The organism is Mycobacterium sp. E3198 (genome assembly GCF_001667015.1).
Lineage (GTDB): Bacteria > Actinomycetota > Actinomycetes > Mycobacteriales > Mycobacteriaceae > Mycobacterium.
In genome coordinates this window covers 1-17,078 of the sequence record NZ_LZIS01000189.1, presented here as the reverse complement: position 1 = coordinate 17,078, position 17,078 = coordinate 1, and the positions used below count along the sequence as shown (strand labels likewise).

Here is a 17,078-nt window from a genome sequence, read left to right as displayed (position 1 = left end):
CGACGTGCTCGACGGCGTCGGCGGGGACGCCTCGGTGCGCGCTCCGCTGCTGGCCGAGGAGCGCCGGCTGCTGGTCGCCGCGCTGGGCCGGGCCCGGCGCCGGGTGCTGGTGACCGCGGTCGACGCCGAGGCTGGCGGGACCGACGGCCAGGCCGCGCTGCCGTCGGCGTTCTTCTCCGAAATCGCGCAGTGGGCCGACGGGGATCCCTTTGCGGCGCACCCCGTCTCCGCCCCGCGGGTGTTGTCCGCGGCCGCGCTCGTGGGCCGGCTGCGGGGCGTGGTGTGCGCGCCCGACGGCGCCGTCGACGAGGCCGACCGCCGTTGCGCGGCAACGCAATTGGCCCGGCTGGCCAGGGCAGGGGTGCCGGGCGCCGACCCGGCCGGCTGGCACGGCCTGCTGCCCGTCAGCACCAGCGAACCGCTGCGGACGGGCGGGGAGCCCGTCACCCTGACGCCGTCGACCCTGCAGGCGCTCACCGACTGCCCGCTGCGCTGGTTGGCCGAACGCCACGGCGGGACGAACGCGCGGGATCTGCGCTCCACCCTCGGCTCGGTGCTGCACGCGCTGATCGCCGGACCGGACAAAACGGAATCGCAATTGCTGGCGGAGCTGGACCGGGCCTGGCAGCACCTGCCCTTCGACGCGCAGTGGCACGCCGCCAACGAGCTGGCCCGCCACCGCGCCATGGTTCAGGCGTTCCTCGAGTGGCGCGCCCAGACCCGGGGCGAACTCACCGAGGTCGGCGTCGAGGTGGACGTCGACGGAACGCTCGGCACACCCCGCGAGGACGGCGGCGAGATCCGGCTGCGCGGGCGGGTCGACCGGCTGGAGCGCGACGCGGCCGGCCGGCTGGTCATCGTCGACATCAAGACCGGCAAGACGCCGGTGAGCAAGGACGACGCCCAACAACACGCGCAGCTGGCGCTGTACCAGCTGGCGGTGGCCGAGGGCATGATCGCGGCCGGGGAGGAGCCCGGCGGCGCCCGGCTGGTGTACGTCGGCAAGGCCGGCGCCGGCGGCGCCACCGTGCGCGAGCAGGATCCGCTGACGGCGGCCGCGCGGGACGAATGGCGCGACCTCGTGCGGCTGGCCGCCGACGCGACGGCCGGGCCGCAGTTTGTCGCGCGGCGCAACGACGGTTGCGCGCACTGCCCGATCCGGCCGAGCTGCCCCGCCCACGCCGAGGGGCCGGCGCAGTGAACCCGCGCTACACCCCCGACGAATTGGCCCGCGCGCTAGGGCTTTTCCCGCCCACCGCCGAGCAGGCCGCCGTCATCGCGGCGCCGCCGGGGCCGCTGGTCGTCATCGCCGGGGCCGGCGCCGGCAAGACCGAGACGATGGCCGCGCGGGTGGTGTGGCTCATCGCCAACGGCTACGCCGAACCCGGCCAGGTGCTCGGGCTGACCTTCACCCGCAAGGCGGCCGGCCAGCTGCTGCGCCGGGTGCGCTCCCGGCTGGCCCGGCTGGCCGGCACCGGTCTGGGCGCCGCCGCACCGGAACCGGAGGGCGCCCCGGTGGTCAGCACCTACCACGCCTTCGCCGGCTCGCTGCTGCGCGACCACGGCCTGCTGTTGCCGGTCGAGCCGGACACCCGGCTGCTCGGCGAAACCGAGCTGTGGCAGCTCGCCTTCGACGTGGTCAACGGGTACCGCGGGGCGCTGCGCACCGACAAGACCCCCGCCGCGGTCACCTCGATGGTGCTGAGGCTGTGGGGTCAGCTGGCCGAGCACCTGGTGGACACCAATCAACTCCGCGACACCCACCTCGAGCTGGAGCGGCTGATCCACGCCCTGCCGGCCGGTCCCTACCAGCGCGACCGCGGACCCAGCCAGTGGCTGCTGCGGCTGCTGGCCGCCCAGACCGAGCGCACCGAGCTGGTGCCGCTGCTCGACGCGGTGGGCGAGCGCTTGCGCGCCGACAAGGCGATGGACTTCGGCATGCAGATGGCCTCGGCCGCCCGGCTGGCAGTGGCCTTCCCGCAGGTCGGGGAGGAGCTGCGGAACCGCTTCCGGGTGGTGCTGCTCGACGAGTACCAGGACACCGGCCACGCCCAGCGCATCGCGCTGTCCGCGCTGTTCGGCGGCGGGGTCGACGACGGGTTGGCGCTGACCGCCGTCGGGGACCCGATCCAGTCGATCTACGGCTGGCGCGGCGCCTCGGCGACCAACCTGCCGCGGTTCAGCACCGACTTCCCGCGCGCCGACGGAACGCCCGCACCGGTTTTGGAGCTGCGGACCAGCTGGCGCAGCCCGCCGCGCGCCCTGCGGGTGGCCAACGCCATCTCGGCGGAGGCGCGGCGGCGCTCGGTTGCGGTGCACGCGTTGCGATCCCGCCCGGACGCGCCGCCCGGCACCGTCCGCTGCGCGTTGCTCGCCGACGTGGCGGCCGAACGCGCGTGGATCGCCGACCAGCTTCAGGGGCGCTACCAGCGGGCTTACGCCGACGGCGTCAGCCCGCCGACCGCCGCGGTGCTGGTGCGCCGCAACGCCGACGCGGCGCCGGTGGCCGACGCGCTGCGCGCGCGCGGAATCCCGGTCGAGGTGGTGGGTTTGGCGGGGCTGCTGTCGGTCCCCGAAGTCGCCGACGTGGTGGCCATGCTGCGGCTGGTGGCCGACCCGACGGCCGGCGCGGCGGCGATGCGGGTGCTGACGGGCCCGCGCTGGCGCCTCGGCGGCCGGGACCTCGCTGCGCTCTGGCAGCGGGCGCTGACCCTGGCCGGGGGGCGGGTGGGCGCGACGGCGTCGCCCGAATCGATCGCGAGGGCGGCCGGACCCGACTCCGACGGCGCGTGCCTGGCCGACGCGATCAGCGACCCCGGCCTCCCCGGCGCGTACTCGGCGGCGGGGTACCGGCGCATCACCGCGCTGGCCGCCGAACTCGGCGCCCTGCGCGGCCACCTCGGCCACTGTCTGCCCGACCTGGTAGCCGACGTGCGCCGCGTGCTGGGTGTCGACTGCGAGGTCCGGGCCGCCGCCGCGGCGCAGCCCTGGACCGGGGCCGAACATCTCGATGCCTTCGCCGACGTCGTGGCCGCGTACGCCGAACGGATGACCGACGTGTCGGTGGCATCGGTGGCCGGCCTGCTGGCTTACCTCGACGTCGCCGAGGAAGTCGAGAACGGCCTGCCGCCCGCCGCGCCGGCGGTGGCGCGGGACCGGGTTCAGGTCCTCACCGTGCACTCCGCGAAGGGCCTGGAGTGGCAGGTGGTCGCGGTCGCGCACCTGTCGGGCGGCATCTTTCCCTCGACCGCGTCGCGCAGCACGTGGCTCACCGACGCCGCCGAGCTGCCGCCGCTGCTGCGCGGCGACCGCGCCGCGGCTGGCTCGCTGGGCATCCCGGTGCTCGACACCTCCGACGTCACCAACCGAAAGCAGCTGTCCGACAAGATCTCCGAGCATCGGGGCCAGCTCGAACAGCGGCGCGTCGACGAGGAACGCCGGCTGCTGTACGTGGCCATCACCCGCGCCGAGGACACCCTGCTCGTCTCGGGCCATCAGTGGGGGTCCACCGGCGTCAAACCCCGGGGCCCGTCGGAATTCCTGTGCGAGCTCAAGGACATCATCGACGGTTCCGCCGGCGGCGATCCGTGCGGCGTGGTGGAACACTGGGCACCCGCACCGGCCGACGGCGAACGAAACCCCATGCGCGACAACGTCATCGAGGCCATGTGGCCCACCGACCCGATCGACGCGCGCCGCCGCGATGTCGAGGCCGGCGCCGCCCTGGTGGTGCAGGCCATGTCGGCCGACGTGGCCGAGCCCGGCTCCGACGCCGAGGGTTGGGCCGCCGACGTCGACGCGTTGCTGGCCGAGCGGGCGCGCTCGGATCGCCGGTCCGCCGCGGCGCTGCCCACCCAGGTGTCGGTCAGCGGGCTGGTCGAGTTGGCCCGAGACCCGGCGGCCGCGGCGCAGCGGCTGGCGCACCGGCTGCCCTCCCGTCCGGACCCCCACGCCGCGCTCGGCACCGCCTTTCACGCCTGGGTCCAGCAGTTCTACGGCGCCGACTCGCTGTTCGACCTCGGCGACCTGCCGGGCGCGGCGGACTCCGACGTCGGCGACATCGAGGACCTGGCCGCGTTGCAGGCGACGTTCGCCGAATCGCGCTGGGCGGCCCGCACGCCGGTGGCCGTCGAGGTGCCGTTCGACATGCCGATCGGCGACACCGTGGTGCGCGGCCGCATCGACGCCGTGTTCGCCGACCCCGACGGCGGCGCCACCGTCGTGGATTGGAAGACCGGCGAACCGCCGCGCGGGGCGGAAGCGCTGCGCCAGGCCGCCGTCCAGCTGGCGGTCTACCGGTTGGCGTGGGCGGCGTTGTCCGGAGTTCCGGAGTCCGCGGTGCGCACCGCCTTCTACTACGTGCGCACCGGCGCCACGGTCACGCCCGATGAACTGCCCGAACCGGCCGAACTGGCCGCGTTGCTCGCCGGTCCCGCCGGCGGCGCCGCCGTGGCGGTGTGAGGTGGGCCGCTCGCGTCATGTGCCGCCCGCCAGCGTGGTTACATAGGAGCCGTGGGCAACGGTAGGGCGCGCAAACTCAGCGGCCTGGACGAAACCCTGACCGCCCAGCCCGGTCATCAGCTCGTCGGCGTGCTGCGCATCCCCGAGGACCACGCCAGCCCCACCCGCGTCATCACCCGCCGGGTCGCGATCGCGTTGCTGGTGTTGTTCGGCGCCGCCGTCATCGTCTACGTGGACGTCGGCGGCTACCGCGACGTGCGCGGCCAGCCGCTGACCTTCCTCGATTGCCTCTATTTCTCCGCGGTCTCGCTGTCGACGACCGGCTACGGCGACATCACCCCGTACACGGAGACGGCGCGACTGGTCCACACGGTGATCTTCACACCGCTGCGGATCGCGTTCCTGGCCGTGCTGGTCGGCACGACGCTCGAGGTGCTTTCCGAGCGGTCGCGGCAGGCGTGGAAGATCCAGCGTTGGAGGAGCAAAGTGCGCAACCACACCGTCGTCATCGGCTACGGCACCAAGGGCAAAACGGCGGTCGCGGCCATCCTCGGCGACGAGGAGGCCCAGGGCGAGATCGTCGTCGTCGACACCGACCGGTCCGCCCTCGAACACGCCGCGTCGGCCGGCCTGGTCACCGTTCACGGCGACGCCACCAAATCCGACGTGCTGCGGCTCGCCGGGGCGCAACACGCGGCATCGATCGTCGTCGCCGCCAGCCGCGACGACACCGCCGTGCTCGTCACGCTGACGGCGCGGGAGATCGCGCCGAAGGCCAAGATCGTCGCGTCGATCCGGGAGGCCGAGAACCAGCACCTGCTGCAGCAGTCGGGCGCGGACTCGGTGGTGGTCTCCTCCGAAACCGCCGGCCGGCTGTTGGGCCTCGCCACCACCACGCCGAGCGTGGTGGAGATGATCGAGGACCTGCTGACCCCCGACGCGGGGCTGGCGATCGCCGAACGCGAGGTCGAACAGACCGAGATCGGCGGATCCCCAAGGCATTTGCGCGACATCGTGCTGGGCGTGGTGCGCGACGGGCACCTGCTGCGCATCGGCGCGCCCGAGGTGGATGCGATCGAGGCCAGCGACCGGCTGCTCTACATCCGCCAGGCCGGACATTGATGGCGATCGCAAGCGCGGCGGAGCCGGGCGCGGCGGGTCGCCATCGGAGGATGTAGCCCGTGGATTTTCAGCTGCAAAGCGTTCCGCTGCTGTCGCGCGTCGGCGCCGACCGCGCCGACCAACTGCGCACCGACGTCGACGCGGCGGCCGCGGGCTGGGCGGATGCCGCGCTGCTGCGGGTGGATTCGCGCAACCAGGTGTTGGTCGTCGACGGCCGGGTGCTGCTCGGCAACGCGGCCGCGCTGGGCGACAAGCCGCCCCCGGAGGCGGTGTTCCTGGGCCGCATCGAGGGCGGCCGCCACGTCTGGGCCGTCCGCGGCGCGCTGCAGGCGCCCGAGGATCCCGACGCGCGGGCCGAGGTGGTGAACCTGCGCAGCCTCGGCCGGATCTTCGACGACACCAGCAGCCAACTGGTGTCCTCGGCCCTCGCGCTGCTGAATTGGCATGACAGCGCGCGCTTCAGCGCGGTGGACGGATCGCCGACACGGCCCGCCCGAGGGGGCTGGGCCCGGGTCAACCCGGTCACCGGTCACGAGGAGTTCCCGCGCATCGACCCGGCGGTGATCTGCCTCGTCCACGACGGCGGCGACCGCGCGGTGCTGGCCCGCCAGGCGGTGTGGCCGGAGCGGATGTTCTCCCTGCTGGCCGGGTTCGTGGAGGCCGGCGAGTCCTTCGAAGTGTGCGTCGCGCGCGAGATCCGCGAGGAGATCGGCCTGACCGTGCGCGACGTGCGCTACCTGGGCAGCCAGCCCTGGCCGTTCCCGCGCTCGCTGATGGTCGGCTTCCACGCCGTCGGCGACCCCGACGAGGAGTTCTCGTTCAACGACGGCGAGATCGCCGAGGCGCAGTGGTTCACCCGCGACGAGGTGCGCACGGCCCTGGCGGCCGGCGACTGGAGCAGCTCGTCCGACTCGAAACTCCTTCTGCCCGGCTCGATTTCGATCGCGCGGGTGATCATCGAGTCCTGGGCCGGGCTGGACTGAGCGCCCTAGCCGACGTCGGCCAGCTTCGCCTTGACCTGGGCCGAGCCCGGGTTGGTCAGCGTGGACCCGTCGGCGAACTTCACCGTCGGGACCGTCCGGTTGCCACCGTTGACCGAGCCGACGAACTCCGCCGCGGCCGGGTCGGCCTCGATGTCGACCTCGTCGTAGGAGATCCCCTCGGAGTTGAGCACCGTCTTGAGCCGGTGGCAGTAACCACACCAGGACGTCGTGTAAACCGTGAGCGCAGCGTTGGCCATAGCCCGGTTAACGCAGCGCAGCGGTGACGTGTTCCGCGAGCAACACAAGTCACCCCCGCGCCGCGGCGTGTTTGTCGGCCACTCCTGCTTTCATGGAGGCCAAGATGAAGCCCATGCCGATGGTCGCCGAAGCACTGGCCGAAGCACTGACCGCCGAGCTGGACGACGAGCAGCGCGAGGCCGTGTTGGCTCCCCGGGGGCCGGTCTGCGTGCTCGCGGGCGCGGGGACGGGAAAGACCCGGACCATCACGCACCGGATCGCCCAGCTGGTCGCGGGCGGCCACGTGGCCGCCGGCCAGGTCCTGGCGGTCACGTTCACCCAGCGGGCCGCGGGCGAGATGCGCTCCAGGTTGCGGACGCTGGCCACCGCCGGCTCCGGCGTGGGCGCCGTGCAGGCCCTGACCTTCCACGCGGCCGCGCACCGCCAGCTGCGTTACTTCTGGCCGCGCGTGGTCGGCGACACCGGCTGGCAGCTGCTCGACAGCAAGTTCCCCGTCGTGGCCAGGGCCGCCAGCCGCTGCCGGCTCAATGTCAGCACCGACGACGTGCGCGACCTGGCCGGGGAGATCGAGTGGGCCAAGGCGTCGCTCATCGGCCCGGAGGAGTACGCGCCGACGGTGGCCGACGCCGGGCGGGACGTCCCGATGGACGCCAAGCAGATCGCGGCCGTCTACGCCGCCTACGAGGCCCTCAAAGTGCGCGACGAGTCGATGGCGCTGCTGGACTTCGACGACCTGCTGCTGCACACCGCGGCCGCCATCGAGAACGACGCCGCCGTCGCCGAGGAGTTCCGCAACCGGTACCGCTGCTTTGTCGTCGACGAGTACCAGGACGTCACCCCGCTGCAACAGCGCGTGCTCGCGGCGTGGCTCGGCGGTCGCGACGACCTCACCGTCGTCGGCGACGCCAACCAGACCATCTACTCGTTCACCGGGGCCACGCCGCGGTTCCTGCTCGACTTCTCGCGGCGGTTCCCCGAGGCCACGGTGGTGCGCCTGGAACGCGACTACCGGTCCACCCCCCAGGTGGTGTCGCTGGCCAACCAGGTGATCGCCGCGGCGCGCGGGCGCGTCGCCGGCAGCAAGCTGCAGCTGTCCGGCCAGCGCGCGCCCGGCCCGGCGCCGTCGTTCCACGAACACCCCGACGAAACCGCCGAGGCCGCGGCCGTTGCCAAGTCGATCGGCCGGCTGATCGAATCCGGCACCCCGCCGTCGGAAATCGCGGTGCTCTACCGGGTCAACGCGCAATCGGAGGTCTACGAGGAGGCGCTGACCGAGGCCGGCATCACCTACCAGATCCGCGGCGGCGAGGGGTTTTTCAACCGCCAGGAGATCAAGCAGGCGCTGCTGGCGCTGCAGCGCGCGGCCGACCGGGGCGCCGACGGCCCGCTGCCGGAGGTCGTCCGCGCGGTGCTGGAGCCCCTGGGGCTGACGCCCGAGGAACCGACCGGCACCCGGGCCCGGGACCGCTGGGAGGCGCTGTCCGGTCTGGCCGAGCTCGTCGACGACGAGGTGGCGCAGCGCCCGCAGCTCGACCTGCCGGGCCTGGTGGCCGAGCTGCGCCTGCGCGCCGACGCGCGGCATCCGCCGGTGGTCCAGGGCGTCACGCTGGCCTCGCTGCACGCCGCCAAGGGGCTCGAGTGGGACGCGGTGTTCCTGGTCGGTCTGGCGGACGGCACGCTGCCCATCTCGCATGCGCTGGCGCACGGGCCCGAAAGCGAGGCCGTCGAGGAGGAGCGCCGGCTGCTCTACGTCGGAATCACCCGGGCGCGAATCCATCTGGCGCTCAGCTGGGCGCTGGCCCGCAGCCCGGGCGGGCGGCAGGGCCGCAAGCCGTCGCGGTTCCTCAACGGCATCGCGCCGCAGGCCCGCGCGGCCGCCGCGCCGGCCAAACCCCGGCGCGCCCGGGGCGCCGCGACGCGCTGCCGGATCTGCAACAACAACCTGACCACCCCGGCGGCCATCATGCTGCGGCGGTGCGAGACGTGCGCGGCCGACATCGACGAGGAGTTGTTGCTGCGGCTCAAGGCCTGGCGCCTGGACGTCGCCAAGGAGCAGCAGGTGCCCGCGTACGTCGTCTTCAGCGACAACACGCTGATCGCGATCGCCGAGCTGCTGCCCGGCGACGAATCGGCGCTGATCGCGATCCCGGGCATCGGCGCGCGCAAGCTCGAGCAGTACGGGCCCGACGTGCTGGAGCTGGTCCGCGCCGCCCGCTGAGGCAAAATCGCAGGTCAGAAAATCGGTTGTGGGGACGGGCCGCTACCCTTTACCCTCGAAACCGCACATTGCTGCCAGCTGAGAGGAGGGTCGCCACGATGATCACCAACGCGTTCGGTGTAGGCGTGGCCGCCGCGGTGCTGACCGCGGCTACCTCCCATGCCGCCCATGCCGCCGTGCCGGCGGCAGCGGTCAAGCACCGTGTCGCCGCCGCGACCGAGAAGTCCGTGGATGGGGGCCATCCCTAACTAGCCCCCTCGAAGATGGCCACGGACCCGAAGTCAGCAGGATCCGTGGCCACAGTTATTTGGGTCGACAACCTCCCTGGTCCGGATCACGAAGGACAAACCACCCGACCAGGAAGCAGGTGAGCAGGACATGTCGGCATTGCCACTCCGAAGACCGACGCTGCCGGAATTGCCTTGTCATGTCGACGATCCCGACCTGTGGTTCGCCGAGGCGCCGGCCGACCTCGAGCGCGCCAAGACGCTGTGCGGGGCCTGCCCGGTCCGCCGGCAATGCCTGGCCGCGGCGCTGGAACGGGCCGAACCGTGGGGCGTGTGGGGCGGGGAGATCCTCGAGCGCGGCTCGATCGTGAGCCGCAAGCGCCCGCGCGGACGGCCGCGTAAAGACGTCGTCGCCGCCTAGAAAAAACGCGCCGCGAAAGTGCAACTGCCGACGCATTTTCCGACGAGAGAGACCGTCGGTAGTTGCACCCTCGCGGAGTTGAAGCCGCCTAGACGACGGCGGTGTCGGGCTCGGCGAAGCCGGGGATCAATTGCTCCGAGAGCGCCTTGATCGGCACGTGCGCGTCCAGCTGGCACAGGATCGCGGCCACGGAGGCGATGACGCGCATCGGTATCGCCAGCTTGGGCGGCAGGTCCATCTGCCGGGCCGTCTTGATCTGCGACACCGATCGGTCTATCTGCACCACGGTCATCTTCTGCAGCCACTTGCGGGTGTAGTGGAAGACGTCGACCTCGATGGGCTCGACGTACTGGCGCAGCATCTCGTCGATGTCGCGCACCGAGACCTGCTGGCCCTTCTGGATGAAGCCGACCTTCTCCATCGTCGGCAACAGCAGGTCGTAGTTCTTGTCGCGGGCCAACCGGATCGTCATGCCCAGCTCGACGGGAAAGCCGCCGGGCAGGGGCGCGACGGCACCGAAGTCGATGACGCCCATCCGGCCGTCGGGCATCAGCATGAAGTTCCCGGGGTGGGCGTCGCCGTGCAGCATTTCCAGCCGGCGCGGCGCGTCGAAGGTGAGCTCGAGCAGGCGGGTGCCGATCAGGTCGCGCTGCTCGGTGGTGCCGTTGCGGATGACCTCCGCCATGTGGATCCCCTCGATCCACTCCTGGACCACCACCTTGGGCGCGCTGGCCACCACGTGCGGCACCAAAAAGTGCGGGCTGTCTTGGTACGCCTTGGCGAACTTGCGCTGGTTGTCGGCCTCCAGCCGGTAGTCGAGTTCCATCTCCGTGCGCTCGACCAGTTCGTCCACCACGCCCTGGACGTCCGCGCCCGGCGAGAGCTGCTTGAGCACGCCGACCATCCGCTGCATGGTCTTGAGGTCGGCGCGCAGCGCCTCGTCGGCGCCCGGGTACTGGATCTTCACCGCCACCTCGCGGCCGTCGGACCACACCGCCTTGTGCACCTGGCCGATGCTGGCCGAGGCGATCGGGGTGTCGTCGAACGAGCTGAACCGGTCCCGCCACTTGGTGCCCAGCTGGGCGTCGAGCACGCGGTGCACCTTCGCCGCGGGCAGCGGCGGGGCGTCCTTCTGCAGCTTGGTCAGCGCCTCGCGGTAGGGCTCGCCGTACTCCTCGGGGATGGCGGCTTCCATCACCGACAGGGCCTGCCCGACCTTCATCGCCCCGCCCTTGAGCTCGCCCAGCACGGTGAACAACTGGTTGGCGGCCTTCTCCAGCATCTCGGCCTGGACTTCGTCTCTCGACTTGCCCGTCAACCGTTTACCGAAGCCGAGCGCCGCCCGACCGGCGAAGCCGACCGGGATGCTGGCCAGCTTGGCGTTGCGCGCAGCACGGCCGCGTTTGATGTCTGACACACATCCATCATCCATGACGGTCGGCGCGCGGGACCGGTGATCCGGCCCATAGGTTGTCTTTGAACTTGGGAGACGAGGAGACAAAGCCATGGCAGCAAAGCAAGCGCAGCACGACACCGCCGACGCCCTGTTCAGGGCGATCATCGAAACCCTGGACAAGAACCGCAAGGACGGCACCCTGACCGCCGAGATCCTGGAGGAACTCGCCAGGGCATATGCGTCGGTCTCGACCTGCGTCCCCGAACAGGGGCGGCTGGGCTAGCACGAGCACAACGGGTGCCTGGTCCACTGCCGCGCGACGATCGAGCCGGCGTTCAGGTCGAACTCGAGCGTGGCGTTCAGGGCCGGGGGCGGCGCGGGATCGGGCACGGCCTGCTGCCCGCGCACGGCCGCGATGACCCGGTTCACTTGACCGAGCGCCAGCGCCGCCGTCGCGAGCAGCGTGGCCCGGTCGGCCACCCCGACGGTGTCGCGCAGCTGGGCGGCGATCGCCGGCCACGAGGCGTCGCGGTCGCGGCGGTGCAGGTCGGCGCAGCCCAGACAACTCGTCACGCCGGGAATGACCAGCGGGCCCACCAGACCCGTGCCGTCGCGCACCCGAACCGGAAGGTGCGGGACGCCCCGCCCGTGCAGGTCGCGGACCAGGCGGGGGTCGGCGACCAGATAATCCGACAGCACCACCAGGTCCACCGAGTCGGGCGACACGGCGGCGTGCGGCTGGCTGCTGGTGGCGACGCGGGCCCCCGAGCAGCGCAGCGCCTCCACCAGCAGCTCGGACAGCGGGCCGCGGCCGTGGATGCGGATCGACGCCGCCCGCCCGCGAGGCCGCCGGCATTCGGTCGCGACGCCCGCGCCCACCAGTTGGGCGACCAGGCCGGCCAGGCCCTCGGTGTCGCGCAGCCCGCGGTCGACGGCGTGCCGCCGCAACTCGGAGAGGGCGGTGGGCGACCGCATGGACCGCAGCAGCCCGGCCAAATCGGGTGCGGCGAGGCCGCGCGGCGGACGGACCAGCACGGCCCGGCGCGGATCCCAGCCGACCTGCACGGCGCCGTCGGGCCGCAGCAGCACCGGCATCGCCGGGTCGAGCGCGTACGTCATCGCTGGAGACTGTGCCAGGGGGACGGCGGGCGGCGCGCACGGTTATCCACAGCGTCTGGTTACAACGGCGTGAGTCCCAATAGGGCAGCCAGCAGGATCGCGAGGAATATTGCGGCGATGACGAGCACACCGATCATGTTCGACACGAAGAGTTTCAGGTCGTTCCAAAAACCAATCAACGGATGGAGCACGAATCGGTCCACCGCGGTTTGTGTGCTGATCAGCAGGTTGTTCAGGTGGCCCGGCAGGGAGGCCACGGTGCCGCTGAACGACCCCGCCATCTCGTCGAGGGTCTGCAACACCCCGGCGTTGGCGGCCTCCGCCGCCGCATACGAGCCGGCGCCCCCGGTCAACCGCCGCACAAACTGCTCCTGCAACGCCGCCGCCTGGCCGGCCAGCGCCTGATACCCCTGGGCGTGCCGGGAGAACAGCTGCGCGATACCCGCGGACACCTCGTCGCCGGCCGCGGGCGCCACCGCGACGGTCGGGCCGGCCGCCGCCAGGTGCGCCACGCTAAGGTTCGAGCCGACGCTCGCCAAGTCCGCTGCCGCCGCGGCCATCGCCTCCGGGACCGCGATCACCTGCGCCATGTCTGACCTCCGATTCGCCACAGCAAAGACAAGTATCGGGCGGACTTGCCGATCTGTCGCGAGTAGCCGCCTACTCGATCGGTGGTTTTCTCAGGGGGTGATGACCGCTCAGTTATCCGCGGCGCCCCCGGCCGGGTCATCGGTGTCGGGGTCCTCGAGTTTGGCGATCGCCTCGTCGATGCCGCTGGTGTCTCCGCCGATGATGCGGTCGATGAATCCGGCCGGCTCGTCGAGGTCCTCGGCGCCGGGCAGCAGGTCCGGGTGCTGCCAGACGGCGTCGCGGGCGTCGGCGCCGGCGGCCTCGGTCAGGCGCTCCCACAGCGCGGCGGCCTCCCGCAGCTTGCGTGGGCGCAGCTCGAGACCGACCAGCGTCGCGAACGTCTGCTCGGCCGGGCCGCCGCTGGCCCGGCGCCGGCGCAGCGTCTCGCTCAGCGCGGCAGTGCCGGGGATGCGATCGCCCAGGGCCGCGGTGACCACCACCTGCACCCAGCCGTCGATCAATGCCAGCAGGGTTTCGAGCCGCTCCAGCGCCTGCTGCTGCTCCGGGGTCGCCTTCGGCTCGAAGACGCCCTGACCGAGCAGGCTCTCGATGGCCGCCGGATCGGCCAGCGACGCCGGATTGAAGTCGCGCGCCAGCTCCTCGATCCCGCTCATGTCGATCTTCATGCCCCGGGCGTAGGCCTCGACCGCGCCCAGCAACTGGCTGGACAGCCACGGCACGTGGCTGAACAGCCGGTGGTGCGCGGCCTCGCGGGCGGCCAGGAAGGTCAGGATCTCGCTGCGCGGCTGCTCGAGCCCGGCGGCGAACGATTCGAGCGCGTCGGGCAGGATCGCGGCGATCCCCTTGGGACCGAGCGGCAGACCGATGTCGGTCGACGTCAGCACCTCGCGCGACAGCCGGCCCAGCGCCTGGCCCAGCTGCGAGCCGAAGGCCATGCCGCCCATCTGCGACATCATCGCCAGCAGCGGGCCCGCCATGCTCTTGGCCTCCTCCGGCAACGACGACGCCCACACCGTCCCGATCTGTTCGGCCATCGGATCGCAGAGCCGCTTCCAGGTCGCCAGCGTGTTGTCGACCCAGTCGGTGGGGCTCCACCCCACCGCCTTCGACGTGCCCGCGGGCAGCGCCGTCGCGCCGTCCAGCCAGGTCTCGGCGAGGTGGACCGCATCGGCGATCGCCTTGGTCGTCGAGGCGGGGATGGGTGCGACGAACCCGATCGAGCTGGACGCGACGCGGCGCGCCAGCTCGTAGTTGACCGGTCCCGACGCCTTCCCCCCGGTCGTGACGGTGCCCGCGCTGGAAAACATCTGGCCCAGCTGGGTGAAGATCTGACCCAGGTCGCCCATGCCGAAATCCCCGCTCAGGCCGAAGGCGCCCAACGGGTCGGACGCCCCCGAGCCGGATTCGGGATCTTTCTTGCCGTGCTTCTCGTGCTCGGGGTCCTCGCCGGAGGAGAAGCCGAAAGGCAGGTCAGGCATACCGCTAACGGTACCCACCGCCGGAAGGCGACGTGCGATCTCGGGTCACGCTCGTAGCTGAACGGGCCTGCGCGGGGTCCGGTTAGGGTAAGCGGCGTGAACAGGCGGATCCTGACCTTGCTCGTCGCGCTGGTGCCGATCGTCGTTTTCGGCGTGCTGCTCGCGGTGGTGACGGTGCCGTTCGTGTCGCTGGGGCCAGGTCCGACGTTCGACACGCTCGGCGAGGTCGACGGCAAGCAGGTGGTCGCGATCGAGGGCACCGTGACGCACCCGACCACCGGACACCTCAACATGACGACGGTGTCGCAGCGCGACGAGCTGAGCCTCGGCGAAGCGCTGACGCTGTGGCTGTCCGGACAGGAACAGCTGGTTCCGCGCGACCTCGTCTACCCGCCGGGCAAGTCGCGGGACGAGGTCGACAAGGCCAACAACGCCGACTTCAAGCAGTCGGAGGACAGCGCCGAATACGCCGCCCTGGGGTACCTGAAGTACCCGGTCGCGGTGACCGTCGCGACGGTCAGCGACCCCGGGCCGTCGGCGGGCAAGCTGAAGTCCGGCGACGCCATCGACGCGGTCAACGGCACGCCGGTGGCCACCGTCGAGCAGTTCACCGGATACCTGAAGAACACCAAGCCGGGTCAGGTCCTCACGATCGACTACCGCCGCAAGAACGAGCCGGCCGGGGTGGCGCAAATTACGCTGGGAACGAACAAGGATCGCGACTACGGCTTCATGGGTGTTGCGGTGCTCGACGCGCCGTGGGCGCCGTTCACCGTCGACTTCAACCTCGCCAACGTGGGCGGCCCGTCGGCCGGGCTGATGTTCAGCCTCGCGGTCGTCGACAAGCTGACCACCGGTGACCTGGCCGGCTCGAAGTTCATCGCGGGAACCGGCACCATCTCGGTCGACGGCAAAGTGGGCCAGATCGGCGGCATCACCCACAAGATGGTCGCCGCGCACGCGGCCGGGGCCACGGTGTTTCTGGTGCCCGCCAAGAATTGTTACGAGGCGAGCTCGGACAATCCGTCCGGCTTGCGCTTGGTGAAGGTGGAGACCCTCGGCCAGGCGGTGGACGCGCTGCACGCGATCACGTCCGGGGGTCAGCCGCCCAGTTGCTAGCCCGGCCGGGCGGCCGCGCGAGATGCGTACAGTTGTGAGCTAGAAATCCCAGAATTTCACCAGCCCAGCCAAACGATCAGGGAGCGTAGCCAGTGGGGATGCGGCCCACCGCACGGATGCCGAAGCTGACTCGGCGCAGCCGGATTCTGATCCTGATCGCACTGGGTGTGATCGTTTTGCTGCTCGCGGGCCCGCGGCTGATCGACGCCTACGTCGACTGGCTGTGGTTCGGCGAGCTCGGCTACCGCTCGGTGTTCACCACCGTGCTGGTTACCCGCATCGTGGTCTTTCTGGTCGCCGGACTGCTGGTCGGCGGGATCGTGTTCGCCGGGCTCGCCCTGGCCTATCGCACCCGGCCCGTGTTCGTGCCGAGCAACAACAACGATCCCGTCGCGCGGTACCGGGCGGTCGTGGTTTCGCGGCTGCGGGTGGTCGGCATCGGCGTACCGGTGGCCGTGGGCCTGCTGGCCGGCATCATCGCGCAGAGCTACTGGGTGCGGGTGCAGCTCTTCCTGCACGGCGGGAGCTTCGGTATCAGGGATCCGCAGTTCGGCAAGGACCTGGGCTTCTACGCGTTCGACCTCCCGTTCTACCGGCTCCTGCTCAGCTACATGTTCGTGGCGGTTTTCCTGGCCTTTTTGGGGAACGTGCTGTCGCACTACATCTTTGGCGGCATCCGGCTCTCCGGCCGCACCGGGGCACTGAGCCGCTCGGCGCGAATCCAGCTGGTCACCCTGGTCGGGCTGCTGGTGCTGCTCAAGGCCGTCGCCTATTGGCTGGACCGCTACGAGCTGCTGTCGCACACCCGCGGCGGCAAGCCGTTCACCGGTGCGGGGTACACCGACATCAATGCCGTGCTGCCGGCGAAGCTAATCCTGATGGCGATCGCCGTGATCTGCGCGGCCGCGGTGTTCTCCGCAATCGTCCTGCGCGACTTGCGGATTCCGGCCATCGGCCTGGTGCTGTTGTTGCTGTCGTCGCTGATCGTGGGCGCCGGCTGGCCGTTGATCGTCGAGCAGATCAGCGTCAGACCCAATGCGGCGCAAAAGGAAAGCGAATACATCAGCCGCAGCATCGCCGCCACGCGACAGGCCTACGGCCTGACGTCCGACCAGGTCAGCTACCGCAACTACAGCGGCGACGGGCAGGCCACGGCGCAGCAGGTCGCAGCCGACCGCGCGACCACTTCCAACATCCGGCTGCTGGACCCCACGATTGTCAGCCCGGCGTTCACCCAGTTCCAGCAGGGCAAGAACTTCTACTACTTCCCCGACCAGCTCTCCATCGACCGCTACCTCGACCGCAACGGGGCGCTGCGCGACTATGTCGTCGCCGCACGGGAACTCAACCCCGACCGCCTGATCGACAACCAGCGGGACTGGATCAACCGGCACACCGTCTACACCCACGGCAACGGGTTCATCGCGTCGCCGGCCAACACGGTGCGCGGAATCGCCAATGACCCCAACCAAAATGGCGGCTACCCCGAATTTCTGGCCAACGTCGTCGGCGCCAACGGCAGCATCGTGTCCGACGGGCCGGCGCCACTGGAGCAGCCGCGTATCTACTACGGACCGGTCATCTCCAACACCTCCGCCGACTACGCGATCGTGGGCCGCAACGGCAACGACCGCGAATACGACTACGAGACCAGCACCGAAACCAAGAACTACACCTACACCGGG

15 protein-coding genes are annotated in these 17,078 nt (G+C 71.2%); 10 read left to right on the top strand and 5 right to left on the bottom strand.

Translation table 11 applies throughout. The features are described from left to right. The 4 genes from A5673_RS21035 to nudC form a co-directional block, all read left to right on the top strand. A partial coding sequence (locus A5673_RS21035; protein WP_231971393.1) for a PD-(D/E)XK nuclease family protein occupies positions 1 to 1,201 on the top strand: 1,201 nt, incomplete at its 5' end. Next, a complete protein-coding gene (locus tag A5673_RS21030; RefSeq protein WP_369806508.1) occupies positions 1,168 to 4,461 on the top strand; it encodes an ATP-dependent helicase in 3,294 nt (1,097 codons plus the stop codon). The genes A5673_RS21035 and A5673_RS21030, both read left to right, overlap by 34 nt. Positions 4,462 to 4,512: 51 nt before the next feature. Beyond that, positions 4,513 to 5,583, top strand: a complete 1,071-nt coding sequence (locus A5673_RS21025) for a TrkA family potassium uptake protein (protein ID WP_068236889.1) — start codon at positions 4,513 to 4,515, stop codon at positions 5,581 to 5,583. 59 nt (positions 5,584 to 5,642) lie between these two features. Continuing rightward, entirely contained in the window at positions 5,643 to 6,566 is a 924-nt protein-coding gene (nudC, locus tag A5673_RS21020) for an NAD(+) diphosphatase (protein WP_068236886.1), read from the top strand. 5 nt (positions 6,567 to 6,571) lie between these two features. Here the strand turns inward: nudC and mrx1 are convergent, their stop codons facing one another. Then, on the bottom strand, positions 6,572 to 6,823 hold the full coding sequence (gene mrx1 / locus A5673_RS21015; RefSeq protein WP_068236883.1) for a mycoredoxin Mrx1: 252 nt from the start codon (positions 6,821 to 6,823) through the stop codon (positions 6,572 to 6,574). 119 nt (positions 6,824 to 6,942) lie between these two features. On the opposite strand from mrx1, the gene A5673_RS21010 reads away from it, so the two are divergent. From A5673_RS21010 to A5673_RS21005, 3 genes are all read left to right on the top strand, one after another. Next, positions 6,943 to 9,042, top strand: coding sequence for an ATP-dependent DNA helicase UvrD2 (locus A5673_RS21010; RefSeq protein ID WP_369806507.1), 2,100 nt, complete (start codon positions 6,943 to 6,945; stop codon positions 9,040 to 9,042). A 98-nt stretch (positions 9,043 to 9,140) separates the two neighbouring features. Further along, the gene (locus tag A5673_RS29240; RefSeq protein WP_156748441.1) at positions 9,141 to 9,290 is read left to right on the top strand and encodes a hypothetical protein; all 150 of its coding nucleotides are present in this window, start codon (positions 9,141 to 9,143) and stop codon (positions 9,288 to 9,290) included. A 130-nt stretch (positions 9,291 to 9,420) separates the two neighbouring features. After that, complete coding sequence (locus A5673_RS21005; protein WP_068236880.1) at positions 9,421 to 9,690, top strand: WhiB family transcriptional regulator; 270 nt, start codon at positions 9,421 to 9,423, stop codon at positions 9,688 to 9,690. A gap of 88 nt (positions 9,691 to 9,778) precedes the next feature. Here A5673_RS21005 and A5673_RS21000 read toward each other — a convergent pair whose 3' ends face one another. Beyond that, positions 9,779 to 11,122 carry an AarF/ABC1/UbiB kinase family protein gene (locus A5673_RS21000; protein WP_068236878.1) on the bottom strand — a complete coding sequence of 448 codons (1,344 nt, stop codon included), beginning with the start codon at positions 11,120 to 11,122 and terminating at the stop codon, positions 9,779 to 9,781. Positions 11,123 to 11,195: 73 nt separating this feature from the next. Between A5673_RS21000 and A5673_RS29670 the strand changes: the two genes are divergently transcribed. Next, on the top strand, positions 11,196 to 11,369 hold the full coding sequence (locus A5673_RS29670; RefSeq protein WP_197518442.1) for a hypothetical protein: 174 nt from the start codon (positions 11,196 to 11,198) through the stop codon (positions 11,367 to 11,369). Here A5673_RS29670 and A5673_RS20995 read toward each other — a convergent pair. The 3 genes from A5673_RS20995 to A5673_RS20985 all read right to left on the bottom strand — a co-directional run bounded on the left by A5673_RS20995 (position 11,366) and on the right by A5673_RS20985 (position 14,292). Beyond that, complete coding sequence (locus tag A5673_RS20995; protein WP_068236875.1) at positions 11,366 to 12,205, bottom strand: cyclodehydratase; 840 nt, start codon at positions 12,203 to 12,205, stop codon at positions 11,366 to 11,368. The genes A5673_RS29670 and A5673_RS20995 overlap by 4 nt on opposite strands. A 59-nt stretch (positions 12,206 to 12,264) precedes the next feature. Beyond that, positions 12,265 to 12,795, bottom strand: a complete 531-nt coding sequence (locus tag A5673_RS30480) for a PE family protein (RefSeq protein ID WP_068236872.1) — start codon at positions 12,793 to 12,795, stop codon at positions 12,265 to 12,267. A 108-nt stretch (positions 12,796 to 12,903) separates the two neighbouring features. Then, positions 12,904 to 14,292, bottom strand: coding sequence for a zinc-dependent metalloprotease (locus A5673_RS20985; protein WP_369806506.1), 1,389 nt, complete (start codon positions 14,290 to 14,292; stop codon positions 12,904 to 12,906). A 78-nt stretch (positions 14,293 to 14,370) separates the two neighbouring features. Between A5673_RS20985 and A5673_RS20980 the strand changes: the two genes are divergently transcribed. Both A5673_RS20980 and A5673_RS20975 read left to right on the top strand, forming a co-directional pair. Then, on the top strand, positions 14,371 to 15,393 hold the full coding sequence (locus tag A5673_RS20980; RefSeq protein ID WP_068236866.1) for a PDZ domain-containing protein: 1,023 nt from the start codon (positions 14,371 to 14,373) through the stop codon (positions 15,391 to 15,393). A gap of 92 nt (positions 15,394 to 15,485) precedes the next feature. After that, positions 15,486 to 17,078, top strand: a 1,593-nt coding sequence (locus A5673_RS20975; protein ID WP_197518441.1) for a UPF0182 family protein, incomplete at its 3' end; no start/stop codon positions are given.